Origin of the sequence: Gallaecimonas mangrovi (genome assembly GCF_003367375.1) — a bacterium.
Lineage (GTDB): Bacteria > Pseudomonadota > Gammaproteobacteria > Enterobacterales > Gallaecimonadaceae > Gallaecimonas > Gallaecimonas mangrovi.
The window spans coordinates 2,269,778-2,287,756 of the sequence record NZ_CP031416.1 but is presented as its reverse complement, the minus strand read 5'-3'; the positions used below and the strand labels follow the sequence as shown (position 1 = coordinate 2,287,756).

Sequence of the window (17,979 nt, the reverse complement as noted above, 5' to 3'; positions counted from 1 at the left end):
GATTTTACCTTTGTTTAAAAAAAGCGCCTCGAGAGGCGCTTTTCTTGAATCGTGACTATTTGACCGGTCTTATTTGCATCAACACACCCATGGCGGGGTGGTCAAAGTAATGCCATTCGCCACTTTTAAGGCGGCGCTTTTGGCGAAGGGTTTTCACCAAAAGCGGTTTGCCATCGCCCTGCACGGTTTTTAAATCAAGGGCCATGTCCACCAACAGGTAGTGATCTAACGCCACCTGAATTTCACCGCTAAGCTCCGGCACCATGGCGGGTACGTTAAGGGTTTGGGTATTGGCAGGCATATCGCCGCTTACCTGGCCTTCAGGCTCGGCTGGCGCCGCCACGTTTTGGCTGGCAGCATCCGTTACAACCGGGGACGTGGCTTGCTGTAAGGTGCTTGACGACACCGGCGCTGACAGCACATAACCGCCCAAATCTCGGCCCGCTTCAATGGCCATCGGCTGAGTATAAAGCGGCTGTTTGGGGGCTAGGCGCCAACCGGTATGCAGCAGCACCCGCCCGCCGGGCAAATTGGCTAATTTGCTGGCGGCATCGTCGAGTTTGAGCTCGTCGCTGGTGAGAAGGCGCGGCAGGCTGGTGTCATCGCTGCTGGTGCCCACAATGGTGGTTGGGATCTGGCTGCAAGGCGGCGGGCACTGCGCGCTAATGGCATTAACCAGCAGCGGGTTGGTTTTGTCGGTGGGCAGCGGCCGTGGCGGCCAGGTTTCGGTACTGTTGTCCTGGCGGGCGATGATCACCACTTCAACGTCAAATACTGACGCGGCAGCCAATACTTGGGTGGAAACGACCATCGCTGCCAGTAGCAGCGCTCCCTTAAGCAGCTTTTGCATGTTGTGCCAGATCCTCCAGAAGTTGCTGCACGTCACCCAGGCGTTTAGCCGGTTCATCCAATTGTTTCATAACCTTAAATCGGCTGGGGCCATCGAGGCGATAGAGTGACGGTTTTTGTTGTAAAAGGCTAATCAGATAACCCGGGTCAACCGAGGTTTGTTCAGAAAAGTCGATACTGATACCGCTTTTGGCTGAGGCTTCTACCCGGCTTAGGCCAAGGCGGTTGGCCTGCAGGCGCAGTTCGGTAACCGCCAGCAGGTTTTTGGCGGCATCAGGCAACAGACCAAAGCGGTCAATCAGTTCGACGTTTAGCTCTCTTAGCTCGTCACTGTCTTGGGCCGAAGCAATGCGCTTATAAAGCTGCAGGCGGGTACCCACATCGGCAATGTAGTCGGCCGGCAGCAGCGCTGGCAGGCGCAGGTCAACTTCACACTGGTTAGCCAGCACGCCGGTAAGGCTTGGCTCTTTACCGGCTTTTAAGGCCTCAACGGCCTCATCGAGCATATCCATGTAAAGATCAAAGCCAATGGCGGCAATTTGGCCACTTTGCTCGTCGCCCAGCAGTTCCCCGGCGCCGCGAATTTCCAAATCCTGGGTGGCCAGTAAAAAGCCCGCGCCCAAGGCTTCCAGCGACGAAATGGCGTCCAGGCGCTTAACGGCGTCTTTGGTCATGCGTTTGGGGTTAGGGGTCATCAGGTAGGCATAAGCCTGGTGATGGGAACGGCCCACCCGGCCCCGCAACTGGTGCAGCTGCGCCAAGCCCAGGTTATCGGCCCTGTCCATAATAATGGTGTTGGCGGTGGGCACATCGATACCGGTTTCAATAATGGTGGTACAGACCAAGAGGTTATGGCGCTGGTGGTAAAAGTCTGCCATGACTTTTTCCAGTTCGCGCTCACGCATTTGGCCGTGGGCAATGGAGATCCGTGCTTCAGGCACCAGCTCTTCGAGCATCTTGGCGGTGTCTTCAATGGTATCGACTTCGTTGTGCAGGAAATACACCTGGCCGCCGCGGCGAATTTCCCTCAGCACCGCTTCGCGTACCAGGGCTTTGTCGAACTCGCGCACAAAGGTTTTAATGGCCAAACGCCGTGCCGGCGCTGTGGCAATAATCGATAAATCACGCATGCCCGACATCGCCATATTAAGGGTGCGAGGAATAGGGGTGGCGGTAAGGGTAAGAATATCCACTTCGGCGCGCAGCTTTTTAATGCTGTCTTTTTGGCGTACCCCAAAGCGGTGTTCTTCATCGACAATCAGCAGCCCCAGCTGCTTAAAGCTAACGTCTTTTTGCAGCAGCTTATGGGTGCCAATCAGAATATCAACCTTACCTTCGGCGGCGTCTTTTAAAATGGCCTTTTGCTCGGCGGCGCTTTGGAAGCGGGATATGGCTTCAATACGCACCGGCACATCGGCGAAGCGATCGCGAAAGTTTTCAAAATGCTGCTGCGCCAGCAAGGTGGTGGGCACCAATACCGCCACCTGGCGATTGTTCGATACCGCAATATAGGCCGCACGCATCGCCACTTCGGTTTTGCCAAAGCCAACATCGCCACAAACCAGGCGGTCCATGGCTTTTTTGCTGGTCATGTCGCGAATAACAGCATCAATAGCATCTTGCTGGTCGTCGGTTTCTTCAAACGGGAAACCGGCGGCAAAGGCGCTGTAACCTTCTTCGTCGTAGTGAAAGGCAAAGCCGGGTTTGGCTTCACGCCGGGCGTAAACATCCAGCAGCTCGGCCGCTACATCCCGCACTTTTTCGGCGGCTTTGCGGCGGGCTTTTTCCCAGGTTTCACCCCCTAACCGGTGCAGCGGCGGCTCTTCGGCGCCGGCGTAACGGCTAATAAGGTTAAGGGAGGACACCGGCACATAAAGCTTGTCGCCCTTGGCGTATTCGAGCATGAGAAATTCGGTATCAATGCCGCCTGCGCTTAAGGTTTCAAGGCCCATATAAAGGCCGACACCGTGTTGGCGGTGCACCACGCTTTGGCCAATGGAAAGCTCGGCAAGGTTACGAATAATGGCGTCGGTGTTGATGCCATCTTCACTTTTTTTGCGGCGTTTGCGCTGCACCACCCTTGGGCCGGTTAGCACCGCTTCGGGCACCAGTTTTAAGGTGTGGCCCTGATAGAGGACAATACAGCCTGCCTCGAGTGGTGCCACCAAAATACCGTGTTGTGTTTGGGGGCCGCCAAGCCAGTCATCGAGCTTTTTAATACGTAACGGCTGAATACCGGCTTTGGCCAGTAGCACCGCCAAGGCCTCACGGCGGCCCTCTGATTCCGCCACAAACAGCACCGCTCTGGCATCGCTTGCTAGCCAGTCAGTGAGCTTGTGCAGTGGCTTTTCACTTTTGGCATCAATGGCCAGTTCTGGCAAGGGCAGGGCGCCGGCATCATGCTGGCCGCCTTTGCCTTCCACTTTGTCCCCTTGATGCAGCGCCAGCCGCGGGTAGTGGTTGAGTTCGCTAAAACAAGCTGCCGGCTCTAAATAGAGCGTTTTCGGGGCAAGAATGGGCCGCAGCCGGTCATGGCGGCGCTCCTCGAAACGGTATTCTAAATCGGCCCAGAAGGCGGCCATGGCGCTTTCTAGGTCGCCAATGGTCAGCACTTGGCTGGCGTCTGGCAGGTAATCAAACAGGGTGGCGGTGTCGTCGAAAAAGAGCGGCAGGTAATATTCAATGCCTGGTGGTTGCTGGCCCTTGGACACTTGCTGATATAAGGACTCTGGCGCCATCGGCGCATCAAAACGCGCCCGAAAATTTTTGCGAAATCGCTCAATGCCAATATCGGTTAACGGAAACTCGTGACCAGGCAACAGGCGAATGTCATCGACTTCGCCGGTGGAGCGTTGCGATTCGGGGTCAAAGCGGCGCAGGCTGTCGACTTCGTCGTCAAAAAAATCGACCCGATAAGGGCTGGACTCACCCATGGGGTAGAGGTCAATCAGGCCGCCGCGTACGGCGAACTCGCCGTGTTCCATTACCTGTTCAACCAGGCGATAACCGGCGCCAACCAATTGGTCGCGCAGGGTTTCCAGTGGCCGGATATCACCTTTTTTAAGGAGCAAGGTTGCGCCATCCACATAACCACGCGGGGCAATGCGGCCAAGCAAGGTTGTGACCGGCAACACCATGATGCCACTTTGCTTGCGGGGCAGCTGGTAAAGGGCGGTTAAGCGCGCGGAAATAATGTCTTGGTGTGGCGAGAAGTTGTCGTAGGGCAGGGTTTCCCAGTCGGGGAACAGCTGCACATCGTCATTAAAGGTGCTTAATGCTTCGACCAAACGGTTGGCACTGGGGCTGTCGCTGGTCACCAGCAGGGTAAAACCCCGGTGACGTTTTGCCGCGTCTAAAATGGCCAGTATTTGCGCGTCGCCAGCCAGGTTCAGCCAATGTTGACGGTCGCCGCTACGCTCTGGCAGTGCCAGTAGATCCAGTGCCTTCATTACGTCCTGTCTTGTTCAATCACTTAATTATGCAGACCGGGGCCGCTATGAGCCCCGGTTTATCAATCGCGGTAAAGTTTCAGCAAATCGCCGTAATGGTCAACCCGGCGGTCGCGAAGGTAGGGCCACCAACGCCGCACCGACTCGCTACGCGCTAAATCAACTGGCACCACCACACTGAGTTCAGACTCGGTGTCGGCTTCAAACAAAAACTCACCTTGCGGCCCTGCGACAAAGCTGGTGCCCCAAAATTCGGTGCCAGGGCCACCGGCCGGATCTGCCTCGTGGCCAACCCGGTTGACCGCGACCACCGGCAGGCCATTAGCAATGGCGTGGCTGCGCTGAATGGTGACCCAGGCATCGCGCTGACGGTTTTGCTCGGCTTCGTCGTCGTCCGGGTTCCAGCCTATGGCGGTGGGGTAAATCAGCAGTTCGGCGCCGCTCATGGCCATCAGCCTTGCTGCTTCCGGGAACCACTGATCCCAGCACACTAAAATGCCCAGTTTACCCACTGACGTTTGAATAGGCTCAAAACCCATATCACCGGGCGTAAAGTAAAACTTCTCGTAAAAACCCGGGTCGTCAGGGATATGCATCTTGCGGTATTTTCCGGCAATAGAACCATCGCTTTCCAGCACCACGGCGGTATTGTGATAAAGGCCGGGGGCACGTTTTTCAAAGAGGCTGGTGACAATCACAATGCCCAGTTCTTTGGCCAGGGCGCCGAACAGTTCGGTGCTGGGGCCGGGAATGGGTTCAGCCAAATCAAAAAGGTCGGTGCTTTCTACCTGGCAAAAATAGAGGCTGCGGTGCAGCTCTTGCAGCACCACCAGCTTGGCGCCGTTCTCGGCGGCATCCGTAATGCCTTCAATGGATTTGGCCAGGTTTTGTTGCAAATCGCCGCTGCAAGCGTGTTGCACCAAGCCCACATTCAGGGTGCTCATAGTTCTACTCCCGGCGGCAGCAGGCTGAGGGTGCCTTGCGGCATTTGCATGGTGACACAATGCAGGCTGCCGTGTTGTTTAATCAGTGGCAGGCAGTTAAGCCCGACGATGTCAAAGCCGGGGAAGGCTTCGTTAATGGCGGCAAGGGCTTCTTCGTCGCGGTCGTCATTGTAGACAGGAACCAACACCGCGCCGTTACAAATCAAAAAGTTGGCGTAGGTGGCGGGCAGGCGCTGGCCTTCGTCGTCGTACACTTCAAAGGGCCAGGGCAGTGGCACCAGCTTGTAAGGTTTACCGTCGGCGTCGGTCATGGCTTCGAGCTCGGCTTCCATTTTTTGAAACGCCTCGAAGTGCTCGTCTTGCTCGTCATCGCATTTTACGTAGGCAATGACGTTATTAGGGCAAAGCCGCGCCAGGGTGTCGATGTGGCTGTCGGTGTCGTCACCGGCTAAGTAACCGTGGTTAAGCCAGTTGATTTTCTCGGCGCCAAAGTCGGCTTTCAGCTGCGCTTCTATTTCTGCTTTTGAAAACTGCGGGTTGCGGTTGGGGTTCAAAAGACACTCGCTGGTGGCCAGCAAGGTACGGTCACCGTCGAATTCGATAGCGCCGCCTTCCAGTACCAGTGATTTTTTCTCCACCGGTACCGCAAAGGCGCCTTGTTGATTTAGGCGCTGGGTAATTTGGTTATCGAGGCTGGCGTCGAACTTATTGCCCCAGCCGGTAAAGGTGTAATCAAGCAGCTTTAACCCTTCTGGGGTTTCCACCGTCAGTGGGCCGTGGTCGCGGGCCCAGGTGTCGTTGCTGGGTACGCCATAAACCATAAAGGCATCATCGCTGATGCCAAGGGCCAATAGCCGTTCTTTAATCGACTCAACCTCGTCTTCGGGGGCGGCGATAAGCACGTCGGCGTAGTCGCTGATCACATAGGCCAGGGCCTCATACAGCGGCGTGACTTCGTCAAGCATGTAGTCCCAGTCGGTGTTTTTGTGGGGCCAGGTCAGTAAAACCCCGTCCAGACCTTCCCATTCAGCAAGCAGACGTTGCACTTATGACTTCTCCTCGTGACGCTCGCGCCGAGCGCGTAATTGATCGCTTTGGGTTTGTAGAGCCAGCCTTACCAAGCGTTCCCGGTCCGGCTCTAACAAAGTAACATATTGAAAGTAAGCTAGTTCTTCATCCTGGCCAGCCAGGCTAACGTAGCCTTGAATTTGGCCGATAGGCATTCTTAACACTACTCTGGCTATCTGGCCTTGCGCCGCTTCTTTATTAATTGAAAAGCCGCCGGCACTGAAATGCACGGTTTTATGCCATTGCTGCTCGCCCAAACTATGGGTGAGGACTTGGTCCGCGAGCAAATCCAGTTTCTGGCGGTAGATGTCCAGCAAGCGTGCCTGCGGTGACTGGCGCTCGTCTTTAAGCTCGGCCCACAGCATTTGTTCTTGCTCGGCGATTAAGTCCAATTGGCGGCGCAGTGGCGGCAATTCGTCAGCCAGCTGCTTGGCATCGGGTATGGCAGCATCATCGCTTAACCAGTCCAGGTGGACCTCGCAAGCCAAACGGACACTGAAGTAGTCATCGAAAAGACGGTCGGCCATGGCAGGTTGCTGTTCATATTGAAATAAGTCCCGTATTATCCCGTAACTTCCTTCGCAAATAAAACCTCTAATAACGGGATGTTCCGACCTGCCTCACTGTTTATAGCCACACGCTACCTGCTCCGCGGTCAACGGGGCGGTTTTGCCAATTTCGTTAATCTGTTTGCACTCTTTGGCGTCACCCTTGGGGTGATGGTGCTAATGGTGGTGCTAAGCGTGATGAATGGCTTTCAAGACCAACTTAAAAGCCGCCTGTTAGACCGGGTACCCCATGTGCTGGTTAGCACCGACAGCGACTTTGCCAACTGGCAGCAGCGGGCCCAGCAACTTAAAGCCAATAAAGAGGTTACCGGCGTTGCCCCTTATATCGACGGCGAAGTCATGCTGCAAAGCCGAGGCGGCCTGCAAGGGGGCTGGCTACAAGGCCTTTGGCCCACCGAAACGATGCCCGACCACGCCTTGGTGCCCAAAGCAGGTGATTATCAACTGATACTGGGGGTTGGGCTGGCCCGTAAGTTGGGCTTACTTGTTGGTGATAAGGTGCGGGTATATTTACCTGGCCGTAGCCTTTACACCCCCCTTGGCCGCTTACCGGCCCAACGCCAATTTACGGTGATTGCGGTGGTGGACTTAGCCTCTGAACTCAACGACGTTTTAGCTATCACCAACTATCAAGACCTGCGCCGCCTGTTTGGCAAAAGCCCGCAGGGCGTCGATAAACTGAAAGTGACCTTAAAAGACCCCTTTGCCATTGACCATATTGGCCATTTAGCCAAAAAAGGCGAGCAGCTGTGGGACTGGCGTGCTCGCTATGGCGACTTTTTTGCTGCTGTGGCCCAGGAAAAACGCACCATGTCGTTGTTGCTAGTGCTGATTATCGCGGTGGCCGCATTTAATATTTTGGCGGCCTTGGCGATGCTGGTGTCGGATAAACGCCGCGATATCGCGGTACTTGCCGGCCTTGGGATGACGCCGCGCTCCTTAAAACGCATTTTTGTTGCCCAAGGGGTTGGCACCGGTTTAGTCGGCTCGGTGCTGGGTTTGAGCCTTGGCTTTTTTATTACCGAGCATCTGAATTTCTTCCTGGACTTGGTTGGCCTTGGTGGCATGGCTTTTGGGTACGGCCCCGATGGCCTGCCTGTTATTCGTGACCCGCTGCAAATGGGCCTTATTGCGCTTTTTGTGGTGATCATTTGCGCCCTGGCTACCTTGGCACCAGCGCACCGGGCAGCAAGGGTTGACCCGGCTGTGGTGCTATCAGAACGCGATTAAAAAAGGCCAGCATGGCTGGCCGTTGAAGAGGATTGAATGTGCTTCGTTGTCAACAACTGACCAAGATCTATCACGACGATGGTATGGATACGGCCGTGCTTGGCGGTGTCAATTTAACCGTTGAACCGGCAGAGACCCTGGCCATTGTCGGCTCGTCAGGCTCGGGGAAAAGCACACTGCTGCATTTGATGGGAACCTTGGATAAACCCTCTAGTGGCCAGTTGCATTTTGATGGCGAAGACATGCTGACCTGGGACGAAGAACATCGCTGCCGGTTCCGTAACCAGCACTTGGGATTTGTTTACCAGTTTCACCACCTGTTGCCGGAATTTTCAGCACTGGAAAACGCCGCTATGCCGGGGCTTATTCTCGGCGACAGCCCGGCCAAGGCACGCGAGCGCGCCAAAATGTTACTGGACCGAGTTGGCCTTAGCCACCGCCTAAACCACCGGCCTTCGGCCCTGTCCGGGGGCGAGCGCCAGCGGGTTGCCATTGCCAGGGCACTGATGAATTCGCCAAGGCTGGTGCTGGCCGATGAGCCCACCGGCAACCTTGATGAAACCAGCGGCGAACAGGTTTACCAACTTATTAATGAGCTTAATCAAGAGTTTGGCATTGCCTTTGTGGTGGTCACCCACGACCGCGCCTTAGCGGCGAAAATGAGCCGGGTGCTGGCCCTTAAAAAGGGCGTGCTGGAGACACCATGATGCTCAGTTTGCAACTGGCTTGGCGGCAGTTTCGCCAGGGCCATTTTAATCGTCTGCAACGTTTTTTGCGCATCGCTGCGGTTAGCGGTGTTGCCCTTGGCTGCCTGGTTTTAGTGCTGGTGCTAAGTGTGATGAACGGTTTTCAAAAAGTGCTAACCGAGCGCTTTTTGTCGTTAGTACCGCAGGTTGAACTTATTGCCATGGACGGCGAGCTCAAAAGGCCACAAAGCTTGGCAACCCTGGCGAAATCAGACCCGCAAGTTGAAGCGGTGGCGCCTTTTCGCACCATCAATGCCTTAGCCGTTAGCGGTGCGCATTTAAACGCGCTGGTACTGCGCGGCATTAGTCTGAAAAAAGAAAAGGCGGTGTCGGGGCTAAGCCAGTTTATTTCGCCGGCCATGACCAAGGCCTTTGAAGCCAAAAGCAACAGCCTGATTTTAGGGCAGGCCTTGGCTAAAAAGCTCGGTGCCAAGGTGGGGGACTCGGTCAGTATTTTGGTAGCGCCGCCCGGTAGCGGTGGCTTATCAACGCCGAGGCGGCACCAGTTAACCCTGGTGGGCGTTTTGAATATCGGCGGCCAGCTTGATTACAGCCTGGCCTATATGCCGCTCAGTACTGCTAATCAATGGAACGATAACCAGCAGCCGCAAGGGCTACGCCTAAAAATTCGTGATGTTTTTGCCGCTGACACCGTGGCACGTACCGTTGGCTTTCAGGCCCATGAAGCGCTGTATATGGATAACTGGACCCGCACCCAAGGTCACCTTTACCAAGACATTCAAATGGTGAGGGTGATCATCTACCTGGTGGTGGGGCTTATTATGCTGGTGGCGAGCTTTAATATTATTTCGCTATTGATGGTGACGGTGCGCGAAGAAGCGCCGCAAATTGCCATGCTGCGCTCCATTGGTTGCCGGCAAAAAACCATTAGTGCCATTTTCTTGTGGCGCGGCGGCTTTCTTGGCGGCGTTGGGGTGCTTATTGGTATCGGGCTGGGGCTGCTGTTAGCCTGGACGCTGCCGGATATTTTATCGGGGTGGCAGCATTTGACCGGCAAAACGGTATTGCCAGGCGACATTTACTTTACCGACACCATTCCCACCCAAATCAAAGTGGGTGATGTGCTAATCACCGCCGCCTTGGCGCTGGCCATTGCCTTGGTCGCCACGCTTTATCCGGCCTTTAAGGCCGGGCGGCTGCAGCCAGCAAGAGTGCTGTCCGGCATGTAAAAAAGCCCCGCTTAGCGGGGCTTTTTTCGTTAATCGTGCTGGCGTTTTTCTTTGCGCTTTTGCCAGCTTCTGGCCACCGAATAGCGCCACAGCCAAAAAATACCAAAGTAGCCAATAATGGCTGCCACTGTGGCGCAGACCAAACAGCCAAGCATAAAAGCCGGGCCGACGGTTTCAATACTGCGGGTAAACCATTCCCAGGTTGGCTCAAAATGAAACTTATCGCCGTGACGTCCTAATATCAGTGAACCGACCTTGTAGACGCCATAAAAAATTGGCGGCATCGTCACCGGGTTCGTCAGCCAAACCAGGGCGACGGATAACGGCAGGTTGACCCTAAATAAGATGGCGCCTCCGGCAGCCAGCAACATCTGAAACGGCACCGGAATAAAAGCGAAAAACAACCCTACCGCGAATGCGCCTGCCGCGCTGCGGCGATTAAGGCACCACAAGTTTGGTTCATTGACCAAACTGCCAAAAATCTTCAAATGCTTATGGTTACGGATCTTGGCGTGATCCGGCATAAACCGCTTTATTGTCTTCTTAGGCATGAACGTCTATTCACTCCAGGAAACCACGTAAGGATGAAAGTCTTGCCTCTGCTGAGCTGGCTGCTGGGCCTGATAACCCCATTGTTCTGGGAGCAGCTTCCAAGTGCCTTCATTTTGGTCATGCTGTGTTGCCTGGCCTTGATATTGCTGTACTTGAAAAGGCTTTGCCTGGCGGTTTTTCTGGTAGGGATATGCTATTCCAGCCTGTCGGGCCTTTCTGTGCCAAGGCCGCCGCTGCCTGCACAAGACCATAGCATAAACGGCCAGGTGCTGGCAGCAGGTACAACGCTTTATGTTCAAATTAAACAAGTGGATGGACAAAAGGTCACTCCATTTATTGCCCGCCTTGGCTGGTACCTCGCGTCACCTAAACCGGTGCCAGGCCAAACCATTAATGCCGTTGCCAAACTCAAACCCCTAGAGCATAGACGCAATCCGGGCAGCCGCAGTTATGCCCGGCGTGATGCGGCCACCGGTCTGGTGGCGGTCGGTTACGTGAAATCAGTGGCGGCTGTCAGCGGTTCGGCGAACTGGCAAAGCCGCTGGCATCATTACTTACAAACACAACTTGCCCCTTTTTCCCAGCAAGGCTTGATGCTGGCGCTACTCACCGGTGACAGGCACCTTATAAGCCGCGAGCAAAACCAGCAATTAATGCAAACAGGAACCGCGCATTTACTGGCTATCTCCGGTTTACATGTGGCGCTGGTCGCAAGCCTTGGCTTGTGGCTGGGGCATTTGTTGCCCGGTAATGGCCGGCGCTGGGGCTGGTTTCTCGGGTTGGTGATGGCTGGCCTTTATGCTTGGCAGTCAGGGCTAGCACCGCCTGCACTTAGAGCCTTGGTGGCATTAAGCGCCTGGGTACTGTGGCTTGGTTGGCGCCAACCGCTGCAAGGCTGGCGGCTTTGGCTTGGGTTATTGGCGCTCTTTGCAACGCTTAATCCGCTGGTGTTACTCGATAGCCGGCTGTGGCTGTCTTTTATGGCGGTAGCACTTATTTTACTGGTGCTTTGGCGCTTTCCCAGCCGCGGTTTGCGGGCACTTTGGGTTTTGCAGCTGGGGTTTAGTTTGCTGATGTGGCCACTGCAGTTGTGGCTGTTTGGCCAATTACCGGCCTTTAGTTTATTGGCCAATGTGCTGGCGGTGCCCTTGGTGAGTCTGCTGGTGATGCCGCTGCTGTTGGCGGGGTTATTGCTGCCCGGTCCTTGGTGGCTTGCCAATCACCTGTTGACGCTATTAATGGCCTGGCTGGGGCTATTGCAAGGTGCACTGCCGGGTACCTGGGTAGGGCTATTGCTACTGCCGGTTCTGGTCGCCTTACCTTTGGGGCGCCAAAGCCGTGCCGCGTTAGCCGCTACCTGGTTAGTGGTTGGGTGGATAAGGCCGATGCCGCAAGGGGTATGGTTTCTGGATGTCGGGCAGGGCACCAGCACGGCGCTGATTAGCGGCGGGCAAATGCTGCTGGTTGATACCGGGCCGGGGCTTTGGGCAACCGATGGAGCCAAAGCCTTAGCGGCAAATAAAAACCTGGCCTTGCTGGTGTTATCCCACGCAGACAAAGACCATGTTGGCGGCGCGGCCGCCTTTGCGGCGCCAGTGCTAGCCGGCCAGCCAACACCTGGCCAGCAGCATTGTGTTTGGCAGCAACACTGGGCTTGGGCGGGTGGTGCCCTTACCACCTTGTGGCCGCCTCCCACCGCGCAAGGGAGTGACAATGACCAGTCCTGTGTGCTTTGGGGTACGGTAGGAAAAAACCGGTTTTTACTGCCAGGGGATATCAGCCAAACGGTTGAATTACAACGCCACTGGCCCCTGGTAGATTGGCTAGCCGTGCCGCACCATGGCTCAAAAACGTCATCGTCTTCGCGTTTTGTTGCCGAGGTGAGGCCAGCGGTAGCGGTGTTTTCCACCGGTTACGCCAATGCCTTTGGTTTTCCGGCGGCCGAGGTGGTGGCACGCTATCGAAGTGTTGGCGCCGAAGTTTGGGATACTGGCCGCCAAGGGGCGCTTTTTTGTTCAAATCATCACTGCCAGGGCCTAAAGCGCTTTTGGTGGGAGAGGTCAGCGGTTGGCGTAGCCAGACGCTAAGGCTACACTAGCGGCCTCGAATTCAAAGAGCTGACAGCATGTCTGAAAATCAGTCGTCTCGCTTAGGGACATACAAACGCCTGCTTAAGTATGCCGTTCCATTCCGTATGGGCTTGGTGATGGCTATCGTGGGGATGATATCTAACGCCGGCTTTGAAGCCCTGTTCGCGCGTTTGATGGGGCCGTTTTTGGACAAGTCCTTCGGTACTCACGTTGCTGCATCTGGCCAAAGCGGCATGAGCAACCCGCAAAGCGACATGTTTGTGATCGCGCCCATCGTGGTGATTGTGCTGTTTATTGCCCGTGGAGCCAGCTCCTTTATGGCCAGTTATGGCCTGGCTTGGGTAGGGCGCCATGTGGTGCGTTCGTTGCGCCAAGAGCTGTTTGAGAAAATCATACGCTTTCCTATCAAAGAATTTGATAGGGCAACGGCTGGTAGTTTGATCTCAAAAATTACCTTTGATGTTGAATTGGTTGCCAATTCCGTTACCCAGGCCATTTTGGTGCTGGTGCGGGAAAGTGCTTATGTGCTGTTTTTGCTGTTCACCATGTTCAGCTACAGCTGGCAGTTGTCATTGGTTTTCTTCTTGGTTATTCCGCCTATTGCCTTCTCGGTGAAACGGGTGTCGGCGCGGTTTCGTAAATTGGGCCTTAAGATCCAGACCGCCATGGGCCGGGTGACCGCCAAATCTGAGCAAATGGTGAGCGGTAACAAGGTCATGAAACTGTTTGGCTCGGAAGATGCTGAATCAAAACAGTTTTACGATATTAACAACAACAACCGTCAGCAAAATATGAAGGTATTGGCAACCCAGGGAAGCTCTGACGCGCTTATTCAGCTGATGGCCGGTATTGGCTTGGCGGCGGTGCTGTATATCGCTGGCACCTTAGCGGAATCAGGTTCACTGACCGTCGGCGCTTTCGTAGGTCTTATCACCACCATGCTGATGATGATGCGGCCTATAAAACGCTTAACCAACGTCAATGGTGAATTGCAACGGGGCATTGCTGCTGCTGAGTCTATTTTCAGCGTTTTAGATAAAGACATTGAGGTAGACAACGGTACCTTAACCATAGAGCAGCGCCCCGCTGGCGAAATCAGCTTTGATGATGTCACCTTCCGTTATCCGTCCAAAGACGACCCGGCCCTTAAAAACATCAGCTTTACGGTGCCCGCTGGGCAAACCGTGGCCTTGGTTGGCCGCTCTGGGTCTGGTAAAACCACGGTCAGTTCGCTCCTAACCCGTTTTTACGATATTGACAGCGGCCATATTCGCCTTGATGGCCATGACCTGCGCGATTATAAGCTTAGCGATCTGCGCCGCCAGTTTGCGGTGGTCAGCCAGCAGGTGTACCTCTTTAACGATTCTGTTGCCGCTAATATTGCTTACGGCAACGATGAAAACGTTAGCCGCGAAGACATCATTAACGCCGCGCAAACCGCCCATGCCATGGAGTTTATCGAGCGCCTGCCAGAAGGCCTTGATACCGTCATCGGCGAAAATGGGGTGATGCTTTCCGGCGGCCAGCGCCAGCGTATTGCCATTGCCAGGGCGCTATTGCGTAATTCGCCGCTGCTGATCCTTGACGAAGCAACATCGGCGCTCGATACCGAGTCAGAACGGCATATTCAGGCCGGGCTTGAAGCCTTGCAAAAGGATCGCACCTCTTTGGTGATTGCTCACCGCCTGTCCACCATTGAAAACGCCGACCAGATTTTGGTAATGGATAACGGCGTTATTATTGAGCAGGGCACCCACCGTGAACTGTTGGCAAAAGACGGCGCCTACGCCAACCTTTATAAAATGCAGTTTGGAAGCTAAATGAACTTTTGGTATCGGCCCGCCGGCTGGCAGGCCTTTGCGTTGCTACCGCTTACCGGCTTGTTTTGGCTGGTCAGTAGCTTGCGCCGCCAATTGTTTCGGCTCGGCATTAAAAAGGTTTACCGGGCACCGGTGCCGGTGATTGTGGTTGGCAACTTATCGGTAGGCGGTAACGGTAAAACGCCGGTGGTGTTGGCGCTGGCTGAAAGCTTAAAAGCGGCCGGTTTAAAGCCGGCGCTACTGGCCCGTGGCTATGGCGCCAAAGGGCCGTTCCCGGCCTTGGTAACCGCTGATGCAAAGGCCGAGCGGGTAGGGGACGAAGCCCGGTTACTCACCAAACGCAGCGGCCTGCCGATGGCGGTTGGCGGCGATCGCCGCGCCGCCATTGAGCTGTTGCTTAACCACCATGAACTCGACGTTATTATCAGTGACGACGGCCTTCAGCATTACGCCTTAGACAGGGACATTGAGATTGTGGTGGTTGATGGCCAGCGCCAATTCGGTAACGGCTATCTGATGCCGTCAGGGCCTTTGCGCGAAGGCACCTGGCGCCTCGATGATGCTGATTTTATTGTGATTAATGGCAACGACGCCAGCGCCGGCCAATTTACCATGACCTTAAATCAAAGCCTGCCACGGCGGGTAAAAGACGACGCCGTGGTGAGCTGGGACGCTTTAACACAGCCAGTAACAGCGGCGGCGGGTATTGGTAACCCGGAGCGCTTTTTTAACAGTTTGCGCCAGCGCCACCTTACCCTTGAAAATACCTTAGCCTTTGCCGACCACCACCAGTTTAGCGAACACGATTTTCAGCACCTGCAAGGGCCCTTGCTGATGACCGAGAAAGATGCGGTCAAATGTCAGGCCTTTGCGCAAGACCATTGGTATTATGTGCCGGTTGATGCCGCCTTCGGGCCGGATTTATGTCAAGCGGTAGTGGACACCCTAAGGAGCCGTCATGGCCTTTGATAAACGCTTACTCGATGTTGTTGCTTGCCCCCTTTGCAAGGGCAAACTGAAACTGGACGAAGAAAAACAAGAACTGTGCTGCCACTTCGATAAGCTGGCATACCCTATTCGCGGCGACATTCCGGTTATGCTGCCCGATGAAGCGCGCAAAATGGATTTAGATGAGGTGCTGCCTTGAGCTTTACCGTCGTTATTCCGGCCCGCTATGCCTCTAGCCGCTTGCCAGGCAAGCCGCTGCTGGATATTGCCGGTAAGCCGATGGTGCTGCATGTGCTGGATAAAGCCAACGCCGCTGGCGCTGACGATGTATGGGTTGCAACCGACGACGAGCGTATTGAAGCCGCTGTCAGCCAAGCTGGCGGCCAGGTAATGATGACCGCCAAGGACCATGAGTCTGGTACTGACCGATTAGCGGAAGTTGCCCGGCGCCTAAAGCTCAGTGACGATACCATTATCGTTAATATTCAAGGCGATGAGCCGCTTATCCCAACGGCAGTGGTGCGCCAGGTCGCCAAATTGCTGGCTGACCATCCGCAAGCAGCGATGGCAACCCTTGCCACCCCTATCAGCGACCAAGAAGAAGCGGTGAACCCCAATGCGGTAAAAGTGGTTACCGATAAAGCCGGTTTTGCATTGTACTTTAGCCGGGCATCTATTCCTGCCCAGCGCGATAAAGTGCTGGCCGGAAAGGGCCCAGAGCTGGCTGACAGTCTCCTGCGCCGCCACCTTGGCATTTATGCCTACCGCGCCGGCTTTTTAGCACGTTATGCCAGCCTCGCTGCCAGTCCTTTGGAAAAGTTAGAGGCGCTAGAGCAGCTGCGGGTGCTTTGGCACGGTGAGCGAATTATTGTTGCCGATGCCTGTGAGCTACCGCCGGCTGGCATCGACACGCCGCAAGACCTTGCCAGAGTTAATGCCCTGCTGAGTTAAAAAAGCCGCTTAAAGCGGCTTTTTTGTTGTTCCTTCCCTGTCTTATTCGCCAGTCTCCAATTGTTAATTTTGTATTACGATATTGATAAATGTTAGCCGTGCGGTTGGGGGAGCAGTACCGCCGGTTAGCGTGCAGAACTGCAATGAGGCAGTGATAAAACAGAGAAAGGAACCAAGGTTATGTTCAGCAAAAAACGCCAAGCACTTTGGCTATTATTGGTGCCCCTGGCTGGCGCCGCTGTGGCGGTGCAGCAAGTGGATAACGGCACCTATGTTATTCGTAATAAATATACCGGTAAGGTATTGGATCTCCTTTACGGCAGCGCTGATGACGGCACCAATATTTTGCAATACAGCGACACCGGCGCCGATAACCAGCACTGGAACGTGACTTACTTAGGTAGCGGCAACTACCGCATTACCAACGTTGCCGGTGGCGGCGCCATGGAAGTGTATAACTGGGATACCAGCGATGGCGCCAATATCAGCCAGTGGACCGCTAACGGCACCACCTTGCAGCAGTGGCAGCTAACCGACCAAGGTGATGGCACTTTTAAGGTGCTTAACACTTACACCGGCAAAGCGATGGAAGTGTATAACTGGGATACCAGTGATGGTGCCAATGTGTCGCAGTGGACCGACAACGGCCTTGATATTCAGCATTGGGCTTTCGAGTCATTGGATACGGGCGCTGCCTACCATTGGCCTTTGTCGGGCGATTTAGGCACCCATGACCCCACCGCCATGGAAGAAAACGGCATTTGGTACGAGTTTCAAACCGGGCCGGGTATTTACCGTAAAGTCTCTTATGACGGCGGCCTGACCTGGGATCCGCTGGCGTCGGTATTACCCAGTGGCTTAAGTTGGTGGGCCAACTATGTGCCAGAGCAAAGTGGCACTGACGTTTGGGCACCGGATGTGAAGGCCTACAACGGCAAAGTGTGGCTTTATTATGCGGTGTCTACGTTTGGCTCAAAAGTCTCTGCTATTGGCCTGCTGTCAGCCGCCAGTCTGGCCAGCGACAGTTGGACCGATGAAGGCTTGGTGATTAACACCACCGACAGTAACGACTACAACGCCATTGACCCGGATTTGGTGATCGACCGAGACAACAAACCCTGGTTAGTGTTTGGCTCCTGGAATACCGGTATTAAGTTAACGCGCCTTAACAGCGGCACCATGAAACCCACCGGTAGCCTTTATAGCCTTGCCACCCGTTCCGGTGGTATTGAAGCGCCATCAATCACTTATCGAAATGGTTACTATTACCTTTTTGTCTCCACCGGGATTTGCTGCGCGGGCGTTGATAGCACCTATCAAATTCGCTACGGCCGCAGCACCAGTATTACCGGGCCTTATGTCGATAAAGACGGGGTTGACATGCTGGACGGCGGCGGCAGCTTGTTAGACGGCGGTAATGACCGCTGGGTTGGGCCCGGCGGTGAAGACATTGTTGGCAACAGCGTGATCGTACGCCATGCCTATGATGCCACCGACAGCGGTAACGCCAAGTTACTGATAAGTAACCTCAATTGGGATGCCAGTGGCTGGCCCCGTTATTAACTAAAAACCC

At 54.9% G+C, this 17,979-nt stretch carries 15 protein-coding genes; 9 read left to right on the top strand and 6 right to left on the bottom strand.

Features of this window, described 5'->3' with window-relative positions; translation table 11 throughout:
- Positions 1 to 55: 55 nt before the first annotated feature.
- The 5 genes from DW350_RS10940 to DW350_RS10920 all read right to left on the bottom strand — a co-directional run bounded on the left by DW350_RS10940 (position 56) and on the right by DW350_RS10920 (position 6,837).
- On the bottom strand, positions 56 to 850 hold the full coding sequence (locus DW350_RS10940; protein ID WP_192954654.1) for a CsiV family protein: 795 nt from the start codon (positions 848 to 850) through the stop codon (positions 56 to 58).
- Entirely contained in the window at positions 834 to 4,298 is a 3,465-nt protein-coding gene (gene mfd / locus DW350_RS10935; RefSeq protein WP_115718905.1) for a transcription-repair coupling factor, read from the bottom strand. Before mfd ends, DW350_RS10940 begins: the two co-directional genes overlap by 17 nt.
- Before the next feature lie 62 nt (positions 4,299 to 4,360).
- Positions 4,361 to 5,242 carry a carbon-nitrogen hydrolase gene (locus tag DW350_RS10930; RefSeq protein WP_115718904.1) on the bottom strand — a complete coding sequence of 294 codons (882 nt, stop codon included), beginning with the start codon at positions 5,240 to 5,242 and terminating at the stop codon, positions 4,361 to 4,363.
- The gene (locus DW350_RS10925) at positions 5,239 to 6,288 is read right to left on the bottom strand and encodes an agmatine deiminase family protein (RefSeq protein WP_115718903.1); all 1,050 of its coding nucleotides are present in this window, start codon (positions 6,286 to 6,288) and stop codon (positions 5,239 to 5,241) included. Before DW350_RS10925 ends, DW350_RS10930 begins: the two co-directional genes overlap by 4 nt.
- Positions 6,289 to 6,837 (bottom strand): hypothetical protein, encoded by a 549-nt coding sequence (locus tag DW350_RS10920; RefSeq protein ID WP_115718902.1) that lies wholly within the window; start codon positions 6,835 to 6,837, stop codon positions 6,289 to 6,291.
- Between the two features lie 78 nt (positions 6,838 to 6,915).
- On the opposite strand from DW350_RS10920, the gene DW350_RS10915 reads away from it, so the two are divergent.
- The 3 genes from DW350_RS10915 to DW350_RS10905 all read left to right on the top strand — a co-directional run bounded on the left by DW350_RS10915 (position 6,916) and on the right by DW350_RS10905 (position 10,045).
- The gene (locus DW350_RS10915; RefSeq protein WP_115718901.1) at positions 6,916 to 8,109 is read left to right on the top strand and encodes an ABC transporter permease; all 1,194 of its coding nucleotides are present in this window, start codon (positions 6,916 to 6,918) and stop codon (positions 8,107 to 8,109) included.
- Positions 8,110 to 8,192: 83 nt separating this feature from the next.
- Entirely contained in the window at positions 8,193 to 8,816 is a 624-nt protein-coding gene (locus DW350_RS10910; protein ID WP_264296861.1) for an ABC transporter ATP-binding protein, read from the top strand.
- A complete protein-coding gene (locus tag DW350_RS10905; RefSeq protein ID WP_115718899.1) occupies positions 8,813 to 10,045 on the top strand; it encodes an FtsX-like permease family protein in 1,233 nt (410 codons plus the stop codon). The genes DW350_RS10910 and DW350_RS10905 overlap by 4 nt, the downstream gene beginning before the upstream one ends.
- Positions 10,046 to 10,074: 29 nt before the next feature.
- Here DW350_RS10905 and DW350_RS10900 read toward each other — a convergent pair whose 3' ends face one another.
- The gene (locus DW350_RS10900; protein WP_115720618.1) at positions 10,075 to 10,596 is read right to left on the bottom strand and encodes a DUF2062 domain-containing protein; all 522 of its coding nucleotides are present in this window, start codon (positions 10,594 to 10,596) and stop codon (positions 10,075 to 10,077) included.
- Positions 10,597 to 10,629: 33 nt separating this feature from the next.
- Between DW350_RS10900 and DW350_RS10895 the strand changes: the two genes are divergently transcribed.
- From DW350_RS10895 to DW350_RS10870, 6 genes are all read left to right on the top strand, one after another.
- On the top strand, positions 10,630 to 12,684 hold the full coding sequence (locus tag DW350_RS10895) for a ComEC/Rec2 family competence protein (RefSeq protein ID WP_192954653.1): 2,055 nt from the start codon (positions 10,630 to 10,632) through the stop codon (positions 12,682 to 12,684).
- A gap of 38 nt (positions 12,685 to 12,722) precedes the next feature.
- Entirely contained in the window at positions 12,723 to 14,507 is a 1,785-nt protein-coding gene (gene msbA, locus DW350_RS10890; RefSeq protein ID WP_115718897.1) for a lipid A export permease/ATP-binding protein MsbA, read from the top strand.
- Positions 14,508 to 15,476, top strand: coding sequence for a tetraacyldisaccharide 4'-kinase (lpxK, locus tag DW350_RS10885; RefSeq protein WP_115718896.1), 969 nt, complete (start codon positions 14,508 to 14,510; stop codon positions 15,474 to 15,476).
- On the top strand, positions 15,466 to 15,654 hold the full coding sequence (locus tag DW350_RS10880; protein ID WP_115718895.1) for a Trm112 family protein: 189 nt from the start codon (positions 15,466 to 15,468) through the stop codon (positions 15,652 to 15,654). The genes lpxK and DW350_RS10880 overlap by 11 nt, the downstream gene beginning before the upstream one ends.
- Entirely contained in the window at positions 15,651 to 16,406 is a 756-nt protein-coding gene (gene kdsB, locus DW350_RS10875) for a 3-deoxy-manno-octulosonate cytidylyltransferase (RefSeq protein WP_115718894.1), read from the top strand. Before DW350_RS10880 ends, kdsB begins: the two co-directional genes overlap by 4 nt.
- Positions 16,407 to 16,586: 180 nt before the next feature.
- Positions 16,587 to 17,969, top strand: coding sequence for an RICIN domain-containing protein (locus tag DW350_RS10870; RefSeq protein WP_115718893.1), 1,383 nt, complete (start codon positions 16,587 to 16,589; stop codon positions 17,967 to 17,969).
- The last annotated feature ends 10 nt before the right edge of the window (positions 17,970 to 17,979 follow it).

Bases quoted from the DNA above. Each gene is read 5' to 3' on its own strand.
- DW350_RS10910 (WP_264296861.1), top strand. From the start codon at position 8,193: ATGGATACGGCCGTGCTTGGCGGTGTCAATTTAACCGTTGAACCGGCA.
- DW350_RS10880 (WP_115718895.1), top strand. From the start codon at position 15,466: ATGGCCTTTGATAAACGCTTACTCGATGTTGTTGCTTGCCCCCTTTGC.
- DW350_RS10905 (WP_115718899.1), top strand. From the start codon at position 8,813: ATGATGCTCAGTTTGCAACTGGCTTGGCGGCAGTTTCGCCAGGGCCAT.
- DW350_RS10920 (WP_115718902.1), bottom strand. From the start codon at position 6,837: ATGGCCGACCGTCTTTTCGATGACTACTTCAGTGTCCGTTTGGCTTGC.
- DW350_RS10915 (WP_115718901.1), top strand. From the start codon at position 6,916: ATGTTCCGACCTGCCTCACTGTTTATAGCCACACGCTACCTGCTCCGC.
- lpxK (WP_115718896.1), top strand. From the start codon at position 14,508: ATGAACTTTTGGTATCGGCCCGCCGGCTGGCAGGCCTTTGCGTTGCTA.
- msbA (WP_115718897.1), top strand. From the start codon at position 12,723: ATGTCTGAAAATCAGTCGTCTCGCTTAGGGACATACAAACGCCTGCTT.
- DW350_RS10870 (WP_115718893.1), top strand. From the start codon at position 16,587: ATGTTCAGCAAAAAACGCCAAGCACTTTGGCTATTATTGGTGCCCCTG.
- DW350_RS10930 (WP_115718904.1), bottom strand. From the start codon at position 5,242: ATGAGCACCCTGAATGTGGGCTTGGTGCAACACGCTTGCAGCGGCGAT.
- DW350_RS10940 (WP_192954654.1), bottom strand. From the start codon at position 850: ATGCAAAAGCTGCTTAAGGGAGCGCTGCTACTGGCAGCGATGGTCGTT.
- DW350_RS10900 (WP_115720618.1), bottom strand. From the start codon at position 10,596: ATGCCTAAGAAGACAATAAAGCGGTTTATGCCGGATCACGCCAAGATC.
- DW350_RS10895 (WP_192954653.1), top strand. From the start codon at position 10,630: ATGAAAGTCTTGCCTCTGCTGAGCTGGCTGCTGGGCCTGATAACCCCA.
- mfd (WP_115718905.1), bottom strand. From the start codon at position 4,298: ATGAAGGCACTGGATCTACTGGCACTGCCAGAGCGTAGCGGCGACCGT.